This window comes from Streptomyces oryzae (genome assembly GCF_017676365.1).
GTDB classification, from domain to species: Bacteria; Actinomycetota; Actinomycetes; order Streptomycetales; family Streptomycetaceae; genus Streptomyces; species Streptomyces oryzae.
Genome location: NZ_JADKMA010000089.1, coordinates 1 through 17,006 on the forward strand (window position 1 = coordinate 1; position 17,006 = coordinate 17,006).

At 75.1% G+C, this 17,006-nt stretch carries 15 protein-coding genes; 13 read left to right on the forward strand and 2 right to left on the reverse strand.

The genetic code is table 11. From position 1 onward, the window contains the following. Window positions 1–49: 49 nt before the first annotated feature. The 11 genes from ITI46_RS18370 to ITI46_RS18420 all read left to right on the forward strand — a co-directional run bounded on the left by ITI46_RS18370 (window position 50) and on the right by ITI46_RS18420 (window position 12,006). On the forward strand, window positions 50–1,765 hold the full coding sequence (locus tag ITI46_RS18370; RefSeq protein ID WP_209240750.1) for a carbamoyltransferase family protein: 1,716 nt from the start codon (window positions 50–52) through the stop codon (window positions 1,763–1,765). Further along, window positions 1,762–2,880: a glycosyltransferase family 2 protein gene (locus ITI46_RS18375; RefSeq protein ID WP_209240734.1), complete on the forward strand. Its 1,119-nt coding sequence runs from the start codon at window positions 1,762–1,764 to the stop codon at window positions 2,878–2,880. Before ITI46_RS18370 ends, ITI46_RS18375 begins: the two co-directional genes overlap by 4 nt. Then, window positions 2,877–3,584, forward strand: a complete 708-nt coding sequence (locus ITI46_RS18380; RefSeq protein WP_209240735.1) for a D-glycero-alpha-D-manno-heptose-1,7-bisphosphate 7-phosphatase — start codon at window positions 2,877–2,879, stop codon at window positions 3,582–3,584. Before ITI46_RS18375 ends, ITI46_RS18380 begins: the two co-directional genes overlap by 4 nt. Further along, window positions 3,581–4,672: a glycosyltransferase family 9 protein gene (locus ITI46_RS18385; protein WP_209240736.1), complete on the forward strand. Its 1,092-nt coding sequence runs from the start codon at window positions 3,581–3,583 to the stop codon at window positions 4,670–4,672. The genes ITI46_RS18380 and ITI46_RS18385 overlap by 4 nt, the downstream gene beginning before the upstream one ends. Then, a complete protein-coding gene (locus ITI46_RS18390; protein ID WP_209240737.1) occupies window positions 4,669–5,637 on the forward strand; it encodes a glycosyltransferase in 969 nt (322 codons plus the stop codon). Before ITI46_RS18385 ends, ITI46_RS18390 begins: the two co-directional genes overlap by 4 nt. Beyond that, complete coding sequence (locus tag ITI46_RS18395) at window positions 5,634–6,902, forward strand: glycosyltransferase (protein ID WP_209240738.1); 1,269 nt, start codon at window positions 5,634–5,636, stop codon at window positions 6,900–6,902. The genes ITI46_RS18390 and ITI46_RS18395 overlap by 4 nt, the downstream gene beginning before the upstream one ends. A gap of 10 nt (window positions 6,903–6,912) precedes the next feature. After that, a complete protein-coding gene (locus tag ITI46_RS18400) occupies window positions 6,913–7,521 on the forward strand; it encodes a D-sedoheptulose-7-phosphate isomerase (protein ID WP_209240739.1) in 609 nt (202 codons plus the stop codon). 248 nt (window positions 7,522–7,769) lie between these two features. Then, a complete protein-coding gene (gene rfaE2, locus ITI46_RS18405; protein ID WP_209240740.1) occupies window positions 7,770–9,233 on the forward strand; it encodes a D-glycero-beta-D-manno-heptose 1-phosphate adenylyltransferase in 1,464 nt (487 codons plus the stop codon). 113 nt (window positions 9,234–9,346) lie between these two features. Beyond that, window positions 9,347–10,420 carry a glycosyltransferase family 9 protein gene (locus ITI46_RS35525; RefSeq protein ID WP_209240751.1) on the forward strand — a complete coding sequence of 358 codons (1,074 nt, stop codon included), beginning with the start codon at window positions 9,347–9,349 and terminating at the stop codon, window positions 10,418–10,420. Further along, entirely contained in the window at window positions 10,417–11,355 is a 939-nt protein-coding gene (locus ITI46_RS18415; protein WP_209240741.1) for a polysaccharide pyruvyl transferase family protein, read from the forward strand. Before ITI46_RS35525 ends, ITI46_RS18415 begins: the two co-directional genes overlap by 4 nt. Window positions 11,356–11,433: 78 nt before the next feature. After that, a complete protein-coding gene (locus ITI46_RS18420) occupies window positions 11,434–12,006 on the forward strand; it encodes a DJ-1/PfpI/YhbO family deglycase/protease (protein ID WP_209240752.1) in 573 nt (190 codons plus the stop codon). Window positions 12,007–12,054: 48 nt separating this feature from the next. Here the strand turns inward: ITI46_RS18420 and ITI46_RS18425 are convergent, their stop codons facing one another. After that, window positions 12,055–12,612: a universal stress protein gene (locus ITI46_RS18425; protein ID WP_209240742.1), complete on the reverse strand. Its 558-nt coding sequence runs from the start codon at window positions 12,610–12,612 to the stop codon at window positions 12,055–12,057. A gap of 424 nt (window positions 12,613–13,036) precedes the next feature. Between ITI46_RS18425 and ITI46_RS18430 the strand changes: the two genes are divergently transcribed. Next, window positions 13,037–14,743 (forward strand): chloride channel protein, encoded by a 1,707-nt coding sequence (locus ITI46_RS18430; RefSeq protein ID WP_209240753.1) that lies wholly within the window; start codon window positions 13,037–13,039, stop codon window positions 14,741–14,743. A 36-nt stretch (window positions 14,744–14,779) separates the two neighbouring features. Here ITI46_RS18430 and ITI46_RS18435 read toward each other — a convergent pair whose 3' ends face one another. After that, window positions 14,780–15,325, reverse strand: a complete 546-nt coding sequence (locus tag ITI46_RS18435) for a MarR family winged helix-turn-helix transcriptional regulator (protein ID WP_209240743.1) — start codon at window positions 15,323–15,325, stop codon at window positions 14,780–14,782. A gap of 272 nt (window positions 15,326–15,597) precedes the next feature. Here ITI46_RS18435 and ITI46_RS18440 point away from each other — a divergent pair, with 272 nt between their 5' ends. Then, a complete protein-coding gene (locus ITI46_RS18440; RefSeq protein WP_209240744.1) occupies window positions 15,598–16,890 on the forward strand; it encodes a cation:proton antiporter in 1,293 nt (430 codons plus the stop codon). Window positions 16,891–17,006: the final 116 nt, after the last annotated feature.

Sequence of the window (17,006 nt, forward strand, 5' to 3'; positions counted from 1 at the left end):
GGCGACCGGCTCTCCCCTCGCCCCCGGCCCTCCCGGCGAAAGGCAGACCATGCGCGTTCTCGGTATCAATGCCCTCTTCCACGACCCGGCAGCCGCGCTCGTCGTCGACGGACATACGGTCGCCGCTGCGGAGGAGGAGCGGTTCTCCCGGCGCAAGCACGGCAAGCGGCCGGTGCCGTTCGCCGCCTGGGAGCTCCCGTACCGGGCCGCCGCCTGGTGTCTTGCCGAGGCGGGGCTGCGGCCGCAGGACATCGACGCCGTCGCCTACTCCTTCGACCCCGACCTGGCCAAACCCGCCGTGGACATGGGGCTGGACGACCCGTGGGACCCGCTGCGGCTGACGTACGCGCGCGAGGCACCGTCCTTCCTGTGCGAGGCGCTGCCAGGGCTGGACCGCGAGAAGGTGCACTTCGTCCAGCACCACATGGCACACGCGGCCTCCGGCGCCTTCGCCGCGCCCGAGGCGGAGCGCTGCTCGGTGCTGGTGGTGGACGGGCGCGGCGAGTCGACGTCCCATCTGGCGGCGCGGCGCCGGGGCGCGGCCCTGGAGCCGCTGCACAGCCAGCAGTTGCCGCACTCGCTCGGCCTCGTCTACGAGGAGCTGACCGAGCACCTGGGCTTTCTGCGCTCCAGTGACGAGTACAAGGTGATGGCGCTGGCCTCCTACGGCAGGCCGCGGATGGCCGCCGAGCTGGCCAAGTACGTGCACTCCACGGGCGACGGCGGATTCGTCGCCAGGGACGTGCCCTGGGAGAGCTTCGCCCCCGCGGCCCGCGCGGGCGAGGGCTGGACCCAGGAGCAGGCCGATCTGGCGGCCGGCGCGCAGCGCTGCCTGGAGGACACGCTGCTGGACATGGTGCGCTGGCTGCACGGCCGCACCCACGACGAACTGCTCACCATGGCGGGCGGTGTGGCGCTCAACTGCGTGGCCAACTCACGGCTGGCCGCCGAGGGCCCCTTCTCCCGCGTATGGGTGCAGCCGGCGGCCGGTGACGCCGGTACGGCGCTGGGCGGGGCGCTGGCGCTCGCCTCCCGCGGCGGGGACGTGACCGAGCCGATGGGCGGGGCCGACCTGGGGCGGCAGTGGGACGAGAGGCAGCTGCGCGAGTGGCTGACCACGGCCGGGGTGCCGTTCGAACGGCCCGACGACGTGGCGCAGACGGTGGCGCAGGCGCTCGCCGAGGACGCGATCGTCGCCTGGTTCCAGGGGCGTTCGGAGTACGGTCCCCGCGCGCTGGGCCACCGCTCGCTGCTGGCGCACCCCGGGCGGGCCGCCAATCTGGAGCGCCTCAACGACGTCAAGGGGCGCGAGCAGTTCCGCCCGGTGGCACCGATGGTGCTGCGGGAGCGCGCCCCGGAGATCTTCGAGGGGCCGCTGCCGAGCCCGTACATGCTCTTCGTCCACGGTGTGCGGCCCGCCTGGCCGGACCGTATCCCCGCGGTGGTGCACACCGACGGCACCGCGCGCATCCAGACCGTCGACCGCGAGCAGGAGCCGCTGGTGGCCCGGATGCTGGCGGAGTTCGAACGGCTCACCGGGCTGCCGGTCGTGGTCAACACCAGCCTGAACACGGCGGGCCGGCCGATGGTGGACGACCCGCGGGACGCGCTGGAGTGCTTCGGCTCCGCACCGGTGGATCTGCTGGCCATCGGCCCGTACGTGGTGCGCCGGGCGAGCTTCTTCCACCGGCCTGGAGAGGACGCGCCCCGGGGAGTGCGCGGCCGTCCCGAAGGGCTCGGCGCCGTCCGAGGGGAGCCCACATGAGCACCGGACACCTGGAGGGCCCCGCGCCCGAGTTCGCCGTCGTCATCCCCACCCTGGGCAGGCCGTCGCTGGCCGGGACGCTGCGGGCGCTGGCCGAGGCCGGGCCGCCGCGCCCGCGCCGGATCGTGCTCGTCGACGACCGCCCGGGCCGCGCGTGCGACCCGCTGCCGGTACAGGTGCCCGGCTCACTGGCGTCACTGGTCGAGGTGGTGACGGGCGCGGGCGCCGGGCCCGCGGCGGCGCGGAACGTGGGCTGGCGGGCCGCCGAGGAGGAGTGGATCGCCTTCCTGGACGACGATGTGCTCCCGGGCGAGCACTGGACCCGGCGGCTCGCCGCCGATCTGGCCGCCGCGGGCCCGGCAGCGGCCGGCAGCCAGGGCCGTATCACCGTCCCGCTGCCCGGCCACCGGGCGCCCACCGACTGGGAGCGCAACACCGCCGGTCTTGCCGGGGCGCGCTGGATCACCGCCGACATGGCCTACCGGCGTACGGCGCTGGAAGCGGTCGGCGGCTTCGACGAACGGTTCCGCCGGGCCTTCAGGGAGGACGCCGATCTGGCGCTGCGGCTGCTCGACGAGGGCTGGCAGCTGGTACGCGGCCGGCGGCACACCGTGCACCCGGTGCGGCCCGCCGGCCGCTGGGTCTCGGTCCGCGCCCAACGCGGCAACGCCGACGACGTGTTGATGACCCGGATCCACGGCCCCGACTGGTGGCGGCGCGCCGGAGCCACCCGCGGCCGGCTGCCCCGGCACGCTGCCGTCACAGCCGCCGCGGGCGCCGCACTCGGCACACTCGCCGCCGGGCACCGCCGCGCCGCAGCCGTTCTGGGCGGGCTGTGGCTGCTGGGAACGGCCGAGTTCCTGCACGCCAGACTGCGCCCGGGTCCCCTTACCCCCGACGAGGGCTTCACCATGCTCGTCAGCAGCGTCCTGATCCCCCCGGTCGCCACCTGCCACTGGGCGAACGCCTGGCTGCGCGCCCTGCCCCCGCCGAGCACTGCGGGCGGGGAGCCGTGCGTCGGCGAGGAAGCAGGTGCGGCGCGGGGCGCCAGGGGCGGGGAGGCGGGCCCTGTCGGTGCCGAAGCGAACCGTGGCGGACGGGAGGTGCGGGCATGAACAGTCAGGCGCCCGTGGAGTCCGCGCTGCCGCCGGGGAGTGCGCGCCCGGCGGCCGTGGTGCTGCGTTCGGCGACTGCCACCTGGTACCAGGACGGGCCCGAGGAGCCGCTGATCCGGCTCCCTCACACGGGTTCGCCGCCCTGCGCGGCGGTACCGGCGTGCGGGCGGCCCCGCGCCGTGTTCTTCGACCGGGACGGGACCCTGATCGAGGACGTACCGCACAACACCGACCCGGGGCGGGTGCGGCCGCTGCCCTCCGCGCGGGAGGCGCTGGCGGCGCTGCGTGCTGCCGGGGTGCCGGCCGGAGTGGTGAGCAACCAGCCCGGCATCGGGCGCGGCGCCCTGCGGCTGGAGCAACTGGACGCGCTGCACGCCCGGATGGAGGCGCTGGTGGGGCCGCTCGCGGTGACCGCCGTGTGCCCGCACCGGCCGGAGGAGGGCTGTGGCTGCCGCAAGCCGGAGCCGGGGCTGGTGTTCGCCGCGTGCCGGGTGCTCGGGGTGCGCCCGCCGGAGACCGCCGTGGTCGGTGACATCGCCGCCGACCTGGGCGCCGCGCACCGGGCCGGGGCCACAGGCGTGCTGGTGCCCAACACCGCGACCCGCGCCGCCGAGACCCGCGCGGCGCCGCGCACCGCCTCGCACCTGGCGGCAGCCGTCCGCGCCCTGGTCGGTGCCCCCGCCCACCTGGGAGGCCCGGCATGAGCAGCCCGCACACGCTCCTCGTACGGCTCGACAGCGTCGGTGACGTGCTGCTGGCCGGGCCCGCGGCGCGGATGGCGGCGGCCGGTTCGCGGCGGGTGACGCTGCTGGCCGGACCGCTCGGCGCGGGCGCTGCCCGGCTGCTGCCCGGCGTGGACGAGGTCCTCACCTTCGACGCGCCCTGGGTGGGGCGTGACCCCGCGGCGGTGGACCGCGCGGAGACCGCCGCGCTGATCGACGCACTCGCCCGGCGGCGGATCGACCGGGCGCTGGTGCTCACCTCGTTCCACCAGAGCCCGCTGCCGATCGCGCTGCTGCTGAAGCTCGCCGGGGTGCCATGGGTGGGCGCGGACAGCGAGGTCTATCCCGGTTCGCTGCTGGAGCTGCGGCACCGCAGGGCGGCGGGCCGGCACGAGGCGGAGGCGGCCATGGACCTGGCGACCGCCGCCGGGTTCGCACTGCCCGACGGCGACGTGGGCGGCCTGGCGATCCATCCGCCGCCCGACACCGGCCCGTTGACCGGTACGGACCCGTACCTCGTGGTGCACCCCGGCGCCTCGGCTCCCTCCCGCGCCTGGAGCCGCGAGCGGGCCGCGCGTGCCGTGGCGGCGCTGGCCGGGGCCGGGCACCGGGTGGTGGTCACCGGCGGGACCTCCGAGAAGGAGCTGACGGCCGCCGTCGCCGGGGAGCACGCCCTCGATCTGGGCGGGCGCACCGGGCTGCACGAGCTGGCGGGCGTCCTCGCGGGTGCCCGCGCGGCGATCGTCGGCAACACAGGGCCCTCCCATCTGGCGGCTGCCGTGGGCACCCCGGTCGTCTGCCTGTTCTCCCCCGTCGTACCGGCCGACCGCTGGGCGCCGTTCGGAGTGCCGCACGTACTCCTCGGCGACCAGAGCGCGCCGTGCGCCGGCACCCGTGCGGTGAGCTGCCCGGTGCCGGGCCACCCGTGCCTGGACGCGGTGGCCGACGACGAGGTGCTGGCGGCGCTCGACCGGCTGCCGCCCGCCTCCCCGGCGGACCGGACGACCACCAGCCGGACGACCACCGACCGGACCACCACCGACCGGACGGCTCTGGAGACCCGCGCATGAGGATTCTGCTGTGGCACGTGCACGGCTCCTGGACGACGGCGTTCGTCCAGGGCCCGCACACCTATCTGGTGCCGGTGCTGCCGGACCGCGGGCCGGACGGCCTCGGCCGCGCGGAGACCTTCGCCTGGCCGGAGTCGGTGCAGGAGCTGAGCCCCGAACAGCTGGCCGGGACGGACGTGGACGTCGTCGTCCTCCAGCGCCCGCACGAGGAGGAGCTGGCGGCGCGCTGGCTGGGCGGGCGCCGGCCGGGCCGCGACATCCCGGCCGTCTACCTCGAGCACAACGCGCCCGACGGCGACGTGCCGGACACCAGGCACCCGTACGCCGACCGCCGCGATCTGACGCTGGTGCACGTCACCCACTTCAACCGGCTGTTCTGGGACAACGGCACCACCCGCACCACCGTCATCGAGCACGGCATCGTCGATCCAGGACACCAGTGGACCGGTGAGCTGGCCCGCGCGGCGGTCGTCGTCAACGACCCCGTACGCCGCGGCCGGTACGTCGGAACCGACCTGCTGCCCGCGCTGAGCGAGGCAGCACCGCTGGACGTCTTCGGGATGCGTACCGCAGCACTGCCCGGGCACCTGGGACTGCCGCCGGAACGCTGCCGCGCCCAGGATCTGCCGCAGGAGCAGCTGCACGCCGCGATGGCGCTGCGGCGCTGCTATCTGCACCCGGTGCGGTGGACGTCGCTGGGCCTGTCGCTGCTGGAGGCCATGCACCTGGGCATGCCGGTGGTCGCGCTGGCCACCACCGAGGCGGTCGAAGCGGTCCCCGAGGGCGCCGGAGTGCTCTCCACACGCCCCGAGGTGCTGGCCGAGGCGGCACGCCGGTACGTCCACGAACCGCAGGCCGCAGCCGAGGACGGGGCCCGCGCCCGGCGTGCCGCGCTGAGCCGCTACGGGCTCAAACCGTTCCTGCACCGCTGGGAGCAGCTTCTGGAGGAGGTGACCCGCAGATGACGGCCCGGAAGAAGGAGCAGCTGCGCATCGCGCTCGTCTCGGAGCACGCGAGCCCGCTGGCGGCGCTGGGCGGCGCGGACGCGGGCGGCCAGAACGTGCACGTGGCGCGGCTGGCCGAGACGCTGGCCGGGCAGGGCCACCGGGTGACCGTCTACACCCGCCGCGACTCCCCCGACCTGCCCGAGCGGCTGCCGCTGCGGCACGGAGTGGACGTCCACCATGTGCCTGCGGGCCCGCCGCGCCCCGTACCGAAGGACGAACTGCTGCCCTACATGGGGCACTTCGGCACCTTTCTGTCCTCCCAGTGGGCGGCCGAGCGGCCCGACCTGGTGCACTCGCACTTCTGGATGTCGGGTCTGGCCACCCTCCAGGCGGCACAGGATCGCGCCCTGCCGTTCCTGCACACCTACCACGCGCTGGGCACCGTCAAGAAGCGGCACCAGGGCGACGCCGACACCAGCCCCGGCGAGCGCATCCCCTGCGAGACGGCGATCGGCACCTGCTGCGACCGGATCATCGCCACCTGCCGGGACGAGGTGGCGGAGCTGGCCGCGATGCGGGTGGGCGCCGAGCACGTCTCCGTCGTCCCGTGCGGCGTCGACCCGGAGGTGTTCACACCGACGGGCCCGCAGTGGCAAAGCCCCGCGCACCGCCCGCTGCTGGCGCACATCGGACGGCTGGTGCCGCGCAAGGGCGCCGCGCTCTCCGTCGCCGCGCTCAGCCGGATCCCCGAGGCCGAACTGGTCGTAGCCGGCGGCCCCAAGGGCGCCGAGCTGGACCGCGACCCGGAGGCCCGGCGGCTGCGCGACCTGGCCCGCGATCTCGGCGTCGCCGACCGGGTGCACCTGACCGGCGGGCTGGACAGGGACGAGGTGCCGCGGCTGATGCGCGCCGCCGACGCCGTGCTGTGCCCCGCCGACTACGAGCCGTTCGGCATCGTCCCGCTGGAGGCCATGAGCTGCGGAACGCCCGTGGTGGCCACCGCCGTCGGCGGCCAGTGCGACACCGTCGCACACCACGGCACCGGGCTGCTGGTGCCGCCCCGCGATCCGGAGGCGCTGGCGCAGGCCGTACGCACGCTGCTGGCGATGCCGGCGCGGGGCAGGGCGTACGGCGCCGCCGGGCGGCGGCGCGTGCTGTCCCGCTACAGCTGGGCGCGCGTGGTGGCGCAGACCGAGGACGTCTACCGGCGCGTGCTGGACGCCCGCGCGACGCGGGCCGCCGCACAGCCGACCGCCGTGCCGGTGACCCCGGCCGTCCCCTGAGGAGTCCGAGATGCTTCCTGCCGATCCCGCACACGCACACTGCCAGGCACTCGAAGCGGCCGTTGCCGCCTTCCGGGAGCAGTGCACGGCCCAAGTCACCGCCTGGGGCGAGCAGCTGGCCGGGGCGCTGCGCGCCGGCGGGCGGCTGCTGGCCGCGGGCAACGGCGGCAGCGCGGCCCAGGCCCAGCATCTGACCGCCGAGCTCGTCGGCCGCTACCAGGGGGAACGCGGCCCGTACTCGGCCATCGCGCTGCACGCGGACACCTCGGCGGTCACGGCCATCGGCAACGACTACGGCTTCGCCGATCTGTACGCCCGCCAAGTGGCCGCGCACGGCCGCCCCGGCGATGTCCTGCTGCTGCTGTCCACCTCGGGGCGCAGCGAGAACCTGGTGAACGCCGCGCTGACGGGCCGCGAGCGGGGGCTGCGCGTGTGGGCGCTGACCGGTCCTGCGCCCAATCCGCTGGCCGCCGCGGGTGACGCTGCGCTGTGCGTTGCGGGGGACACGACGGCAACCGTGCAAGAGGTGCACTTGGTTGCCGTGCACTTGCTGTGCGAAGCGTTCGACGCGGCGCAGGAACCCACTGAGGCCCTGCTCTCAACGCTCGAGGCCCCATGACCGGTACCCGGCGCGGGGGGGGGGCTGCGCTTGCCCACCCTGCGCCCCTGGCGCAGACTGCCCAAGCTTCGCGGACAAGCACATAAGGGGCGCGGGGAACTGCGCGACCAGCCACAACCAACCCGCAGCCCGCGGACAACGCACAGGGGCACCCCGAACCCGGCAAAACAACTGACAGGGGCACCCCGAACCCGGCAGGACAAAGGACAGCCGCACCCCGAACCCGGCAAAACAAAGGAAGCGCACCAATGCCTCGCACCCGCCCACTCGTCGTCGTCGGCGACACACTGCTGGACACCGACGTCGAGGGCCAGGCCGACCGCCTGGCCCCGGACGCCCCCGCGCCCGTGCTGGACGTGACCGAGGAGCACAACCGCCCCGGCGGAGCCGGACTCGCCGCGACACTCGCCGGCACCTTCCCACCGGACGCGGCGGACCGCCCGGAGATCGTCCTGATCACCGCGCTGGGCCGGAGCAGGTCCGACCAGACGGTGCGGGACATGCTGTCGTCACGGGTACGGCTCCTGGAGCTTCCGCTGCGCGGCAGCGTGCCCGTCAAGACGCGGCTGTGCGCCGAGGGCCGCCCGCTGCTGCGGGTGGACCGCGGCGGCGGCACCGTCGGCGCGGTCACCGAGGAGGTCCGTACGGCGCTCGCCGGGGCGCACACGGTGCTGGTCTCGGACTACGGACGCGGCGTCGCGGCGCGGCTGCGCGCCGAACTCGCCGTACTGGCCGGGCACACCCAGGTGGTGTGGGACCCGCACCCGCGCGGTGAGCCGCCGGTCCCCGGGGCCCGGCTGGTGACGCCGAACGCGGCGGAGGCGATGGCGCTGTGCTCCGGGGAGTACCCGGAGACGGACGGCGACGGACTGCACGGGCACGGCTGGCGCGGCGCCGCACTGGCCTCGGTGTGGCGCAGCGCCGCCGTGGCGGTGACGCTGGGCCGCCGCGGCGCGGTGCTGGCGTGCCCTGGGGACGAGGCGCCGCTGTACTTCCCCGCGCTCCAGGAGGCCGACGGCGACCCCTGCGGCGCCGGTGACTGCTTCGCGGCGACCGCGGCACGTGCCCTGGCCGACGGCGCGCTGCCGGAGGAGGCCACCCACGAGGCTGTACGGCTGTCCGGCGGCTTCGTTGCCGCGGGCGGGGTACGCAACCCCGCGCTGTGGGGCGGCGTTCCCAGCACCCCGCCGCCGGCGCCGCCGGTCACCAGGACGGACGACGCGCGTGCGCTGGCCGCCGCCGTACGGGCCCGCGGCGGCACCGTCGTGGCCACCGGCGGCTGCTTCGACCTGCTGCACGCCGGCCACGTCGGGATGTTGCAGAACGCGCGCCGCACCGGCGACTGTCTCATCGTCTGCCTCAACTCCGATGTGTCGGTGCGCCGGCTCAAGGGCGAGGGCCGGCCGATCACGCCCGAGGCCGACCGAGTCTCGGTGCTGGCCGGGCTCGACTGCGTCGACGCGATCGCCGTCTTCGACGAGAACACCCCCGAGCGCCTGCTGCGGGAGCTGCGCCCGCATGTGTGGGTCAAGGGCGGCGACTACGGGACGGAGCGGCTTCCGGAAGCCGCCACGCTGGAGGAGTGGGGCGGGCGCGTGCTGCTCCTGCCGTATCTGGACGGCCGCTCGACAACGGCACTGGCCCGCCGTGCCGCCGACCACCACGGCACGGTGCGGTCGTTGGGACTCGACGGTCTGGAGCAGTCGTCTTGAGCGCGAGGCAGGGCCCGGGCCCGCCGCCGGGCGGCGGTGCGCGGCGCGGCCGGGGCCAGCCTGGCGGGGCGTGGCCAGGGCGGCCCGGGGGTGAACCGGAGCGGCCGGGACCGCTGGTCCTGCGAGAGGGTGCGGGCAGCGACCGGGACCGGCCGCGCGCGCTGGTGCTCCGCGCGCTGGGGCTGGGGGATCTGCTGACCGCCGTGCCCGCGCTGCGTGCGCTGCGCCGCGCGCTCCCGCACCACGAGTTGGTGCTGGCGGCGCCGGGATGGCTGGCCGACGCGGTGCGTGCGGTCGGCGCCGTCGACGTCCTGCTGCCCGCCGGTGCCGCGGACCGCGAGGTCCCGGTCCGGGTGCCGTGGCCGTGGCCGCCGCCCGATCTCGCCGTCGATCTGCACGGCAACGGCCCGGCGAGCCGCGCGGTCCTCGCCCGGCTCACCCCGCGGCGGCTGCTGGCGTACGCGGACGGTTCGGCGCCCGACTGGCGGCCCGACGAGCACGAACGGGAGCGCTGGTGCCGCCTGTTGACCTGGTACGGCATCCCCGCCGACCCCGACGACCTGCTGCTGCGGCGGCCCGGCACCCCGTCTCCGGCACCCGGAGCCGTGGTGCTGCACCCGGGCGCCGACGCCGGGGCGCGGCGCTGGCCGGCCGAGCGGTTCGCCGCCGTGGCCCGCCAGTTGCTGGCCCGCGGCGCCGATGTGGTGCTCACCTGCGGGCCGGGCGAACGCGACCTCGCCCTCGGCGTCGCCGAGCGGGCCGGGCTGCCGCCCGCCGCCGTTGCGGGCACCGATGCGGGGCTGCCGTTCGACATGCTGGCCGCACTGGTGGACCGGGCCCGTGCGGTGGTCGTCGGTGACACGGGAGTGGCCCACCTCGCCACGGCACTCGCCACGCCGTCGGTCGTGCTGTTCGGGCCGGTGTCCCCCGCGCTGTGGGGGCCGCCCGGGTGTGCGCGGCACCGCGCGCTGTGGCGGCCGCACCCGGGTGACGGGGTGCGCCCCGGTGACCCGCACGGCACGGAGCCCGATCCGCGGCTACTGCGGATTTCGCCGGACGAGGTCGCCTCGGCCTGCGCGGAGCTGCTGGACGCGGGTGCGCGGCCCGGGGGTTCGCCGGGCGGGGGTACACCGCCGCTGCCGGGAGCGGACGCGGCGGCGCCGGTGCCCCAGGGGGCGGCACCATGACGTTCCGGCGTGCGCTGCTCACGGGGTGGTTCAGCTTCGTGGAGGGCGAGGTCACGGCCGGGGACGTGCTGGCGCTGCGCCGGGCCGAGGAGGTGCTGCGGGAGTCGGGGCAGGCGTACGACGTGGCATGGAGCCCCGGATTCGCGCCGCGGGAGCTGTCGTTGAAGACGGTACGGCCGGCCGCGTACGACCTGCTGCTGTTCGTCTGCGGGCCGTGCAGCGGCCCGCAGCCGGCGGCGCTGCACGAGCAGTTCGCGCACTGCCGCCGCATCGCCGTCGGGGTCTCGGTGATCGATCCGCAGGACCCGGCCGTACGCGGGTTCCACGAGGTGATCGCCCGGGACGGCGGCCCGGCCGGACGCCCGTCGCCCGACCTGTCGGCGGGCACCCGGCCGCCGCGTCCGCTGCCGCCCGTGGTGGCGACCGTCCTCACGACGGGCCAGCACGAGTACGCGGGCCGGCGGCGGCACGAGGAGGCGGCACGCCGTGTCACGGCCTGGCTCGGCAGCCGGGACTGTGCGCGGCTGGAGCTGGAGACCCGGCTGGATGCCGGGGACTGGCGGCTGTGCGGCACCCCGGAGCAGCTGGACGCCGTGCTGGCCCGCGTCGATCTGGTGCTGACCGACCGGCTGCACGGCATGGTGCTGGCGCTGCGGTCCGGGGTGCCCGTCATCGCAGTCGACCCGGTGGCGGGCGGCGCCAAGGTCAGCGCGCAGGCGCGGGCGCTGGGCTGGCCCGCGGTGATCCCCGTCGAGCAGCTGGCCGACGGGGCGCTGGCGCACTGGTGGGAGTGGGCGCGCGGGGAGGGCCGGAACCGGGCCGCCGCATACGCCGCCGGTCCGCACCCTGAACCCCTCGCGGACGCGCTGCGCACGTTCCTGGTGGGTGCCGGGGAGAGCACCGGCCAGGAGATACGCCCCATACGCCCCGTTTGACACTTTTATCCAGGGTGAGAAGCTGGTCGGGGAGGTGTGCGCCGCGAGCGGATGCCCGGGGCCGAAGGGAGCCGCATGATGACCGCCGTACTGCACGGCATGAGGGTGGCCATCCTCGCCGCCGACGGTGTGGAACGCGTCGAACTGGAGCAGCCGCGCGGCGCCCTGCACGGTGCCGGGGCGCACACAGAGGTGATCTCGCTGCACACCGGGGAGATCAACGCCCGCCAGAACGACATCGACCCGGCGGGCACCCTCACGGTGGACAGGACGGTCGCCGACGCGTCCGCCGACGACTACGACGCGCTGGTGCTGCCCGGCGGCGCGATGAACCCCGACCAGTTGCGGACCGACCCCGACGCGGTCGGCTTCGCCCGGGAGTTCATGCGCGCAGGCAAACCCGTCGCGGCGATCTGCCACGGCCCGGTGACCCTGGCGGAGGCGGACGCGATCCGTGGCCGCCGCCTCACCTCCTGGCCCAGCATCCGCACCGATCTGCGCAACGCGGGCGCCGAGGTGGTCGAGGAGGAGGTCGTCATCGACGGGAACCTCGTCACCAGCCGCGGCTTCCCCGACGACTTCCCGCCCTTCTGCGCCGCCATCGTCCAACAGGTGGCCAGGGCCAAGGCCAAATCCCCGCAACCGGCCTGACCGGCGGGCCGCGCGGGGCGCCGCACGGCCCGCCGCGCGGCGCGGGATTCAGGCGGGTGCTCCGCCCGGCCCCTTGGAGACGAAGTCGGCCGGTGACGCATGGCGCAGCCGGGTCCGCATGTACGCGGGGAAGCGCGGCGCCGGCACGGTGAGGACCGGGCACGAGGCACGGGCCAGCACCCGGCGCCGGGTGCCGCCGTAGCGGAACAGGCCGCGGGGCGCCACGCGCGTACCGATGACCAGGCGGTCGTCCGGGCGGTTCGCCGTCGTGCACAGCGCGCGCCAGGGCTTGCCGCGCACCAGCCGCCGTTCGACCTCGGCGATCCCGGGCGGATCGCCGCCGAAGGCGTCGTCGAACGCGCGGTCCAGCCGCGCGGCGGCCATCCGGCGCCAGTTCTCCGCCCACACCCGGTCGGGCCGCAGCATGTAGCCCGCCTCGCCCTCGGGCGGCTGCCAGGCGAGCACCGCCAGCAGTGGGCGCCCGCTGGTGCGCGCCTCGTGCGCCGCTGCCCGCAGCGCCGCGAGTCCGGCGGGCGATCCGCTCACACCGACGACCACCCGCCCCTGACCGCCGCTCGCTTCGTTCGTGCTGTCCGAGCCGTTCATCGCTCCCCCTTCCCCAGGTACGAGTTGGCACTGCCAGCAGTTTCGCGCCGATTGGACTGCCAAGACAGAGCCAATGCCGAGAGATTGGCCTGCGCTGGATCCGCGCTCGGCCCGGTGAGGGCGTGCCCCTGCCCGGAGTACGCGGATTGCGGCTTCGCTGTGGATGTGGGGGTACCCCCTGCTCGAAGAGCTCGGGGGAGCAGTTCCCCGCGCCCCTTCGGGGCGCGACTCCCCTCCAGCCCGCTCCGCCCGCTCCCTCCAGTGCTTCCGGGCGCCCTTCCCGTGACCCGTGCACTTGACAAGATTTGCATAATGCAAAAGTAAGAAGGGAGCACTAATGGTCGGCATACAGGCTGGCGGCAGCAGGGGACCGAGAGGGACGAGTCGGACGGGTGCGCGGATGCGGTCAGCGCCGTGGGGGCTGATGCTGCTGGCCGTCGTCACCGGCGCGGGCGCGGGCGTCGGCTCGATCGTCTTCCGCTGGTGTATCCAGCAGTTCACCCGGCTCTTCTCCGGGCACGACGACTACGCCGCCGCCCCCGGCTCGGCGCACCCCCAGCTGTCCTGGCTGGGCCCCTGCTTCGTGGTGCTGGCCCCGGTGGTGGGCGGGCTGCTGTACGGGCCGCTGGTGCAGCGCTTCGCCAAGGAGGCGCGCGGACACGGGGTGCCCGAGGTGATGCTCGCGGTGGCCCAGCGCGGCGGCCGGATCAGCCCGAAGGTCGCCGTCGTCAAGACGCTCGCCTCAGCGCTGACCATCGGCTCCGGCGGCTCGGTCGGCCGGGAGGGGCCGATCGTGCAGGTCGGCTCGGCCCTCGGCGCGACGCTCGGCCGGCTGGTGCGGGCCGGCGAGGGCCGGATGCGGCTGCTGGTGGCCTGCGGCGCTGCGGGCGGTATCGCGGCGACGTTCAACGCCCCGCTGGCCGGGGTGTTCTTCGCCATGGAGCTGATACTGATGACGTTCAGCGCCGAGGCGTTCGGCGCCGCCGTGCTCTCCAGCGTCACCGCGAGCGTGATCGGGCGGGCCGCCTTCGGGGACGTCGCCTTCCTGGAACTGCCGCCCTTCCACGTCGACCACCTGGGCGAGTACGGCTTCTTCGCGCTGCTCGGGGTGGTGGCGGGGGCCGTCGGTGTGGGCTTCTCCCGCATCCTGTATCTGATCGAGGACGCCTGCGACTGGGCCTGGCGCGGCCCCGAGTGGCTGCGCCCCGCTGCGGGCGGGCTGGTGCTGGGGCTTCTGCTGCTGGCGCTGCCTCAGATGTACGGGGTCGGCTACCCCGTGCTGGAGAACGCCACCAAGGGCGAGTACGCGGTGGGCTTCCTGCTGTTGCTGCTGGTGGGAAAGATCCTGGCGACCAGCGTGACGATAGGCATCGGCGGCTCGGGCGGGGTGTTCGCGCCCAGCCTGTTCATGGGCGCGATGCTGGGCGCCGCCTACGGCGCGGTGCTGCACCAGCTGCTGCCCGGCGCCGCCGGCGAGGTGGGCGCCTACGCGCTGGTGGGCATGGGCGCCGTCTTCGCCGGGGCCTCCCGCGCGCCGATCACCGCCGTGGTCATCCTCTTCGAGCTGACCGGCGAATACTCCATCATCCTGTCCATGATGCTGGCGATCGCGCTGGCCACCGCGACCGGACGGCTGCTGTCCCGCGACACCGTCTACACCCTCAAGCTGCGCCGCCGCGGCATCGACCTGGAGGGCCCGGCACGCGGCGCACCGCTGGGCGGCCAGCCGGTCGGCGCCGTGATGGAGCCGCTGCCCGAGCCACTGGCCGCGAGCACCACGCTGACCGAGGCCGCCGACATCCTCGGCCTCTCCGGGCACGGGGCGCTGCCGGTGCTGGACGCACAGGGCCGGTACGCGGGGGTCGTCACCAACCGCGATGTGGCCGAGGCGCTGGCCGAACAGCCCGAGGGCGCCCCTGCGACGGCGGGCGATCTGGCCCGCAGGCTACCCGCCGTCCGGCCCGACGAGCCGCTGGCCACGGCGCTGCACACGCTCGCTGACACCGCGGAGAGCGGGATGCCGGTGCTGGACGGGGAGAACGGAGCCCCGGTCGGCTGGCTCAGCCACCGCAGCGCACTGCGCGCCCTGCACACCAGAGCCGTACCGGCCCGGGAGTCGGCGCTGGTCTGACGGCCCGGTGCCGGCGCTGGTCCGGCGGCCCGGGAGTCAGCGCTGGTCCGACGGCTGCGGCGGCGCCGCCAGATCCGCCCAGCCGAGCGGGTAGGGGACATCGGCGTCCGTGGGCGGCACCGGCGGCTCGCCGCCCGCCTCGTTGAACGCCGTCAACGCCTCGATCAGCGCCGCACGCCGTCCGGGCTCCAGCCGTTCGACGACGGCGGCCAGCTCCCGGCGGCGGCGCGCGGTGACGCTGCCGACGATCCGCCGGCCCTCCTCGGTGAGCGTGAGGAGGGTCTCCCGGCGATTGTGCGGATTGGTCTGCCGGTCGATCAGCCCGGCCGCGATCAGCCGGTCCGCCATCCGCATCGCGGTCGAGGGCGCCACCCGCAGCAGCTCCGCCAGTGCGACCAGCTTGGTGGCGCCGCGCGAGGAGAGGACCACCAGCATCCGGAACTGCGGCAGTGTCACCCGGTCCTCGACCTCGGCCAGCGAACTGGCGGAGACCGCCACCAGCACCCGGGACGCGGTCAGTACGGCGCGGGTCACCGCGTCCACATCGTCCAGACCCTCCACCGGGTCTCCGCGCTCGCCCATGTCCCCTTTTTACCGCTTCCTTCGCCGCGACTTGCCACCCGGGTTTTCACTTCTGGTTTCACTCCGGGCTTTCACTCGGGCCTCACCCTAAGCAACGGCCGTCAGCCACGTCGGGCGGTTCCGGTGCCGGGGCCCGGCAATGTCGGGCCCGCTCCCGGTGCCCGCCAAGAGCCTGTCAGCAGCACACCATGAACGCGTAAAGTCCCCCTCGGTGTGCCGGGAAGTCTGGTCGGCGAAGTGTCCGGCTGCTGTCTTCTCGGATCGGGGGACTTATGGTTCTGATCGCCGTCTTCGGCGCCGCACTGCTGACAGCCACGCTGCTGTCCGGACTCGCAGCCCGCACGGTGCTGTCCACCTCGCTGCTCTTCTTGCTCGGTGGCGCACTGGTCAGCGACGGCTTCCTCGGGCTGATCCACATCACGCCCGACAGCGGAATCGTCTCCGCGACCGCCGATCTGGCCCTGTTCGCCGTGCTGTTCACCGACGGCACCCACGTCTCCTTCTCCGCGCTGCGGGCCAACTGGAGGAACCCGGCGCGTGCGCTGGGTCTCGGCATGCCGCTCGCCTTCGTCGGCACGGCCCTGGCCGTGCACTACCTGGCGGGCCTGGACTGGACGACCTCCTTCCTGGTCGGCGCCGTGCTCGCGCCCACCGACCCGGTCTTCGCCTCGGCGATCGTCGGCCGCAAGGAAGTGCCCGCCAAGCTGCGGCAGCTGCTCAATGTGGAGAGCGGCATCAACGACGGGCTCGCGCTGCCCCTGGTGCTCGTGCTCATCGCCGCGGCGGGCCCCGCGGCCGGGCACGCCTCCGCCTCGCTGACGACGATCGGCCTCGAACTGCTGTCGGGGCTGGCGTTCGGCGTCGCCCTGCCGGTGGTGGTGCTCGCGCTGGTCCGCTTCCGGCTGCTGGGCGCCGAGCCCAAGCTCCAGCCGGTGCTGCCGCTGGCCATCGGCGTGATCCTCTACGCCCTGTGCCATCTGACCCACGCCAACCCCTACCTCGCCGCGTTCTCGGCGGGCGCCGTGCTCGCCGCCCGCTCCCCGGAGGCGAAGGACGCGTTCGAGCCGCTGGGCGAGGCGCTGGCGGAGCTGGCCAAGTTCGCCGCGCTGCTGGTGTTCGGCGCGCTGCTGACCCCGCAGCTGTTCGGCGACCTGTCACTGGGCGGGTACGCCGTCGTGGTGCTGGCCATCGTGCTGGTGCGGCCCGCCTCGCTGCTGCTGTCCCTGCTGGGGACCCGGTTCCCGGTGCGGGAGAAGCTGGTCGCCGCCTGGTTCGGCCCCAAGGGCTTCGCCTCGGTCGTCTACGGGCTGCTCGTCCTCCAGGCCGGAATCCCGTACGGCGAGGAGGCGTTCACCCTCATCGCCGTATGCATCGCCTTCTCCATCGTCGCCCACAGCAGCACCGACGTCCCGATCGCCCGGCTCTTCCACGTCGGGACCGAGGGAGCCGAGGCACCGGCACTGGGCTCGCCGCGCTCCGCCGGCTCGGAGGGCACCGACGGCTCCACCGGCCCCGGCGCCCCGGCCGTCACGCAGCCGGTCCCCAGCGGCTCACAGCGGCCGTGAAATCCACGGCCGGCGCTGCCGGGGAATTCATTCCGAGTCGTCGTTCGCATAAGGCCAGCGTCGCGGGGGGCTCCGCCTCCGGGGCAGCCCTCCGCGCCGCCGCGAAGAGTCTCCAG

What these genes read in the sequence shown, in the direction of transcription:
- ITI46_RS18380 (WP_209240735.1), top strand. Translation starts at nt 2,877, where the DNA reads ATGAACAGTCAGGCGCCCGTGGAGTCCGCGCTGCCGCCGGGGAGTGCG.
- ITI46_RS18390 (WP_209240737.1), top strand. Translation starts at nt 4,669, where the DNA reads ATGAGGATTCTGCTGTGGCACGTGCACGGCTCCTGGACGACGGCGTTC.
- ITI46_RS18430 (WP_209240753.1), top strand. Translation starts at nt 13,037, where the DNA reads ATGCTGCTGGCCGTCGTCACCGGCGCGGGCGCGGGCGTCGGCTCGATC.
- ITI46_RS18435 (WP_209240743.1), bottom strand. Translation starts at nt 15,325, where the DNA reads ATGGGCGAGCGCGGAGACCCGGTGGAGGGTCTGGACGATGTGGACGCG.
- ITI46_RS18395 (WP_209240738.1), top strand. Translation starts at nt 5,634, where the DNA reads ATGACGGCCCGGAAGAAGGAGCAGCTGCGCATCGCGCTCGTCTCGGAG.
- rfaE2 (WP_209240740.1), top strand. Translation starts at nt 7,770, where the DNA reads ATGCCTCGCACCCGCCCACTCGTCGTCGTCGGCGACACACTGCTGGAC.
- ITI46_RS18440 (WP_209240744.1), top strand. Translation starts at nt 15,598, where the DNA reads ATGGTTCTGATCGCCGTCTTCGGCGCCGCACTGCTGACAGCCACGCTG.
- ITI46_RS18385 (WP_209240736.1), top strand. Translation starts at nt 3,581, where the DNA reads ATGAGCAGCCCGCACACGCTCCTCGTACGGCTCGACAGCGTCGGTGAC.
- ITI46_RS18370 (WP_209240750.1), top strand. Translation starts at nt 50, where the DNA reads ATGCGCGTTCTCGGTATCAATGCCCTCTTCCACGACCCGGCAGCCGCG.
- ITI46_RS18400 (WP_209240739.1), top strand. Translation starts at nt 6,913, where the DNA reads ATGCTTCCTGCCGATCCCGCACACGCACACTGCCAGGCACTCGAAGCG.
- ITI46_RS18425 (WP_209240742.1), bottom strand. Translation starts at nt 12,612, where the DNA reads ATGAACGGCTCGGACAGCACGAACGAAGCGAGCGGCGGTCAGGGGCGG.
- ITI46_RS18415 (WP_209240741.1), top strand. Translation starts at nt 10,417, where the DNA reads ATGACGTTCCGGCGTGCGCTGCTCACGGGGTGGTTCAGCTTCGTGGAG.
- ITI46_RS18420 (WP_209240752.1), top strand. Translation starts at nt 11,434, where the DNA reads ATGACCGCCGTACTGCACGGCATGAGGGTGGCCATCCTCGCCGCCGAC.
- ITI46_RS18375 (WP_209240734.1), top strand. Translation starts at nt 1,762, where the DNA reads ATGAGCACCGGACACCTGGAGGGCCCCGCGCCCGAGTTCGCCGTCGTC.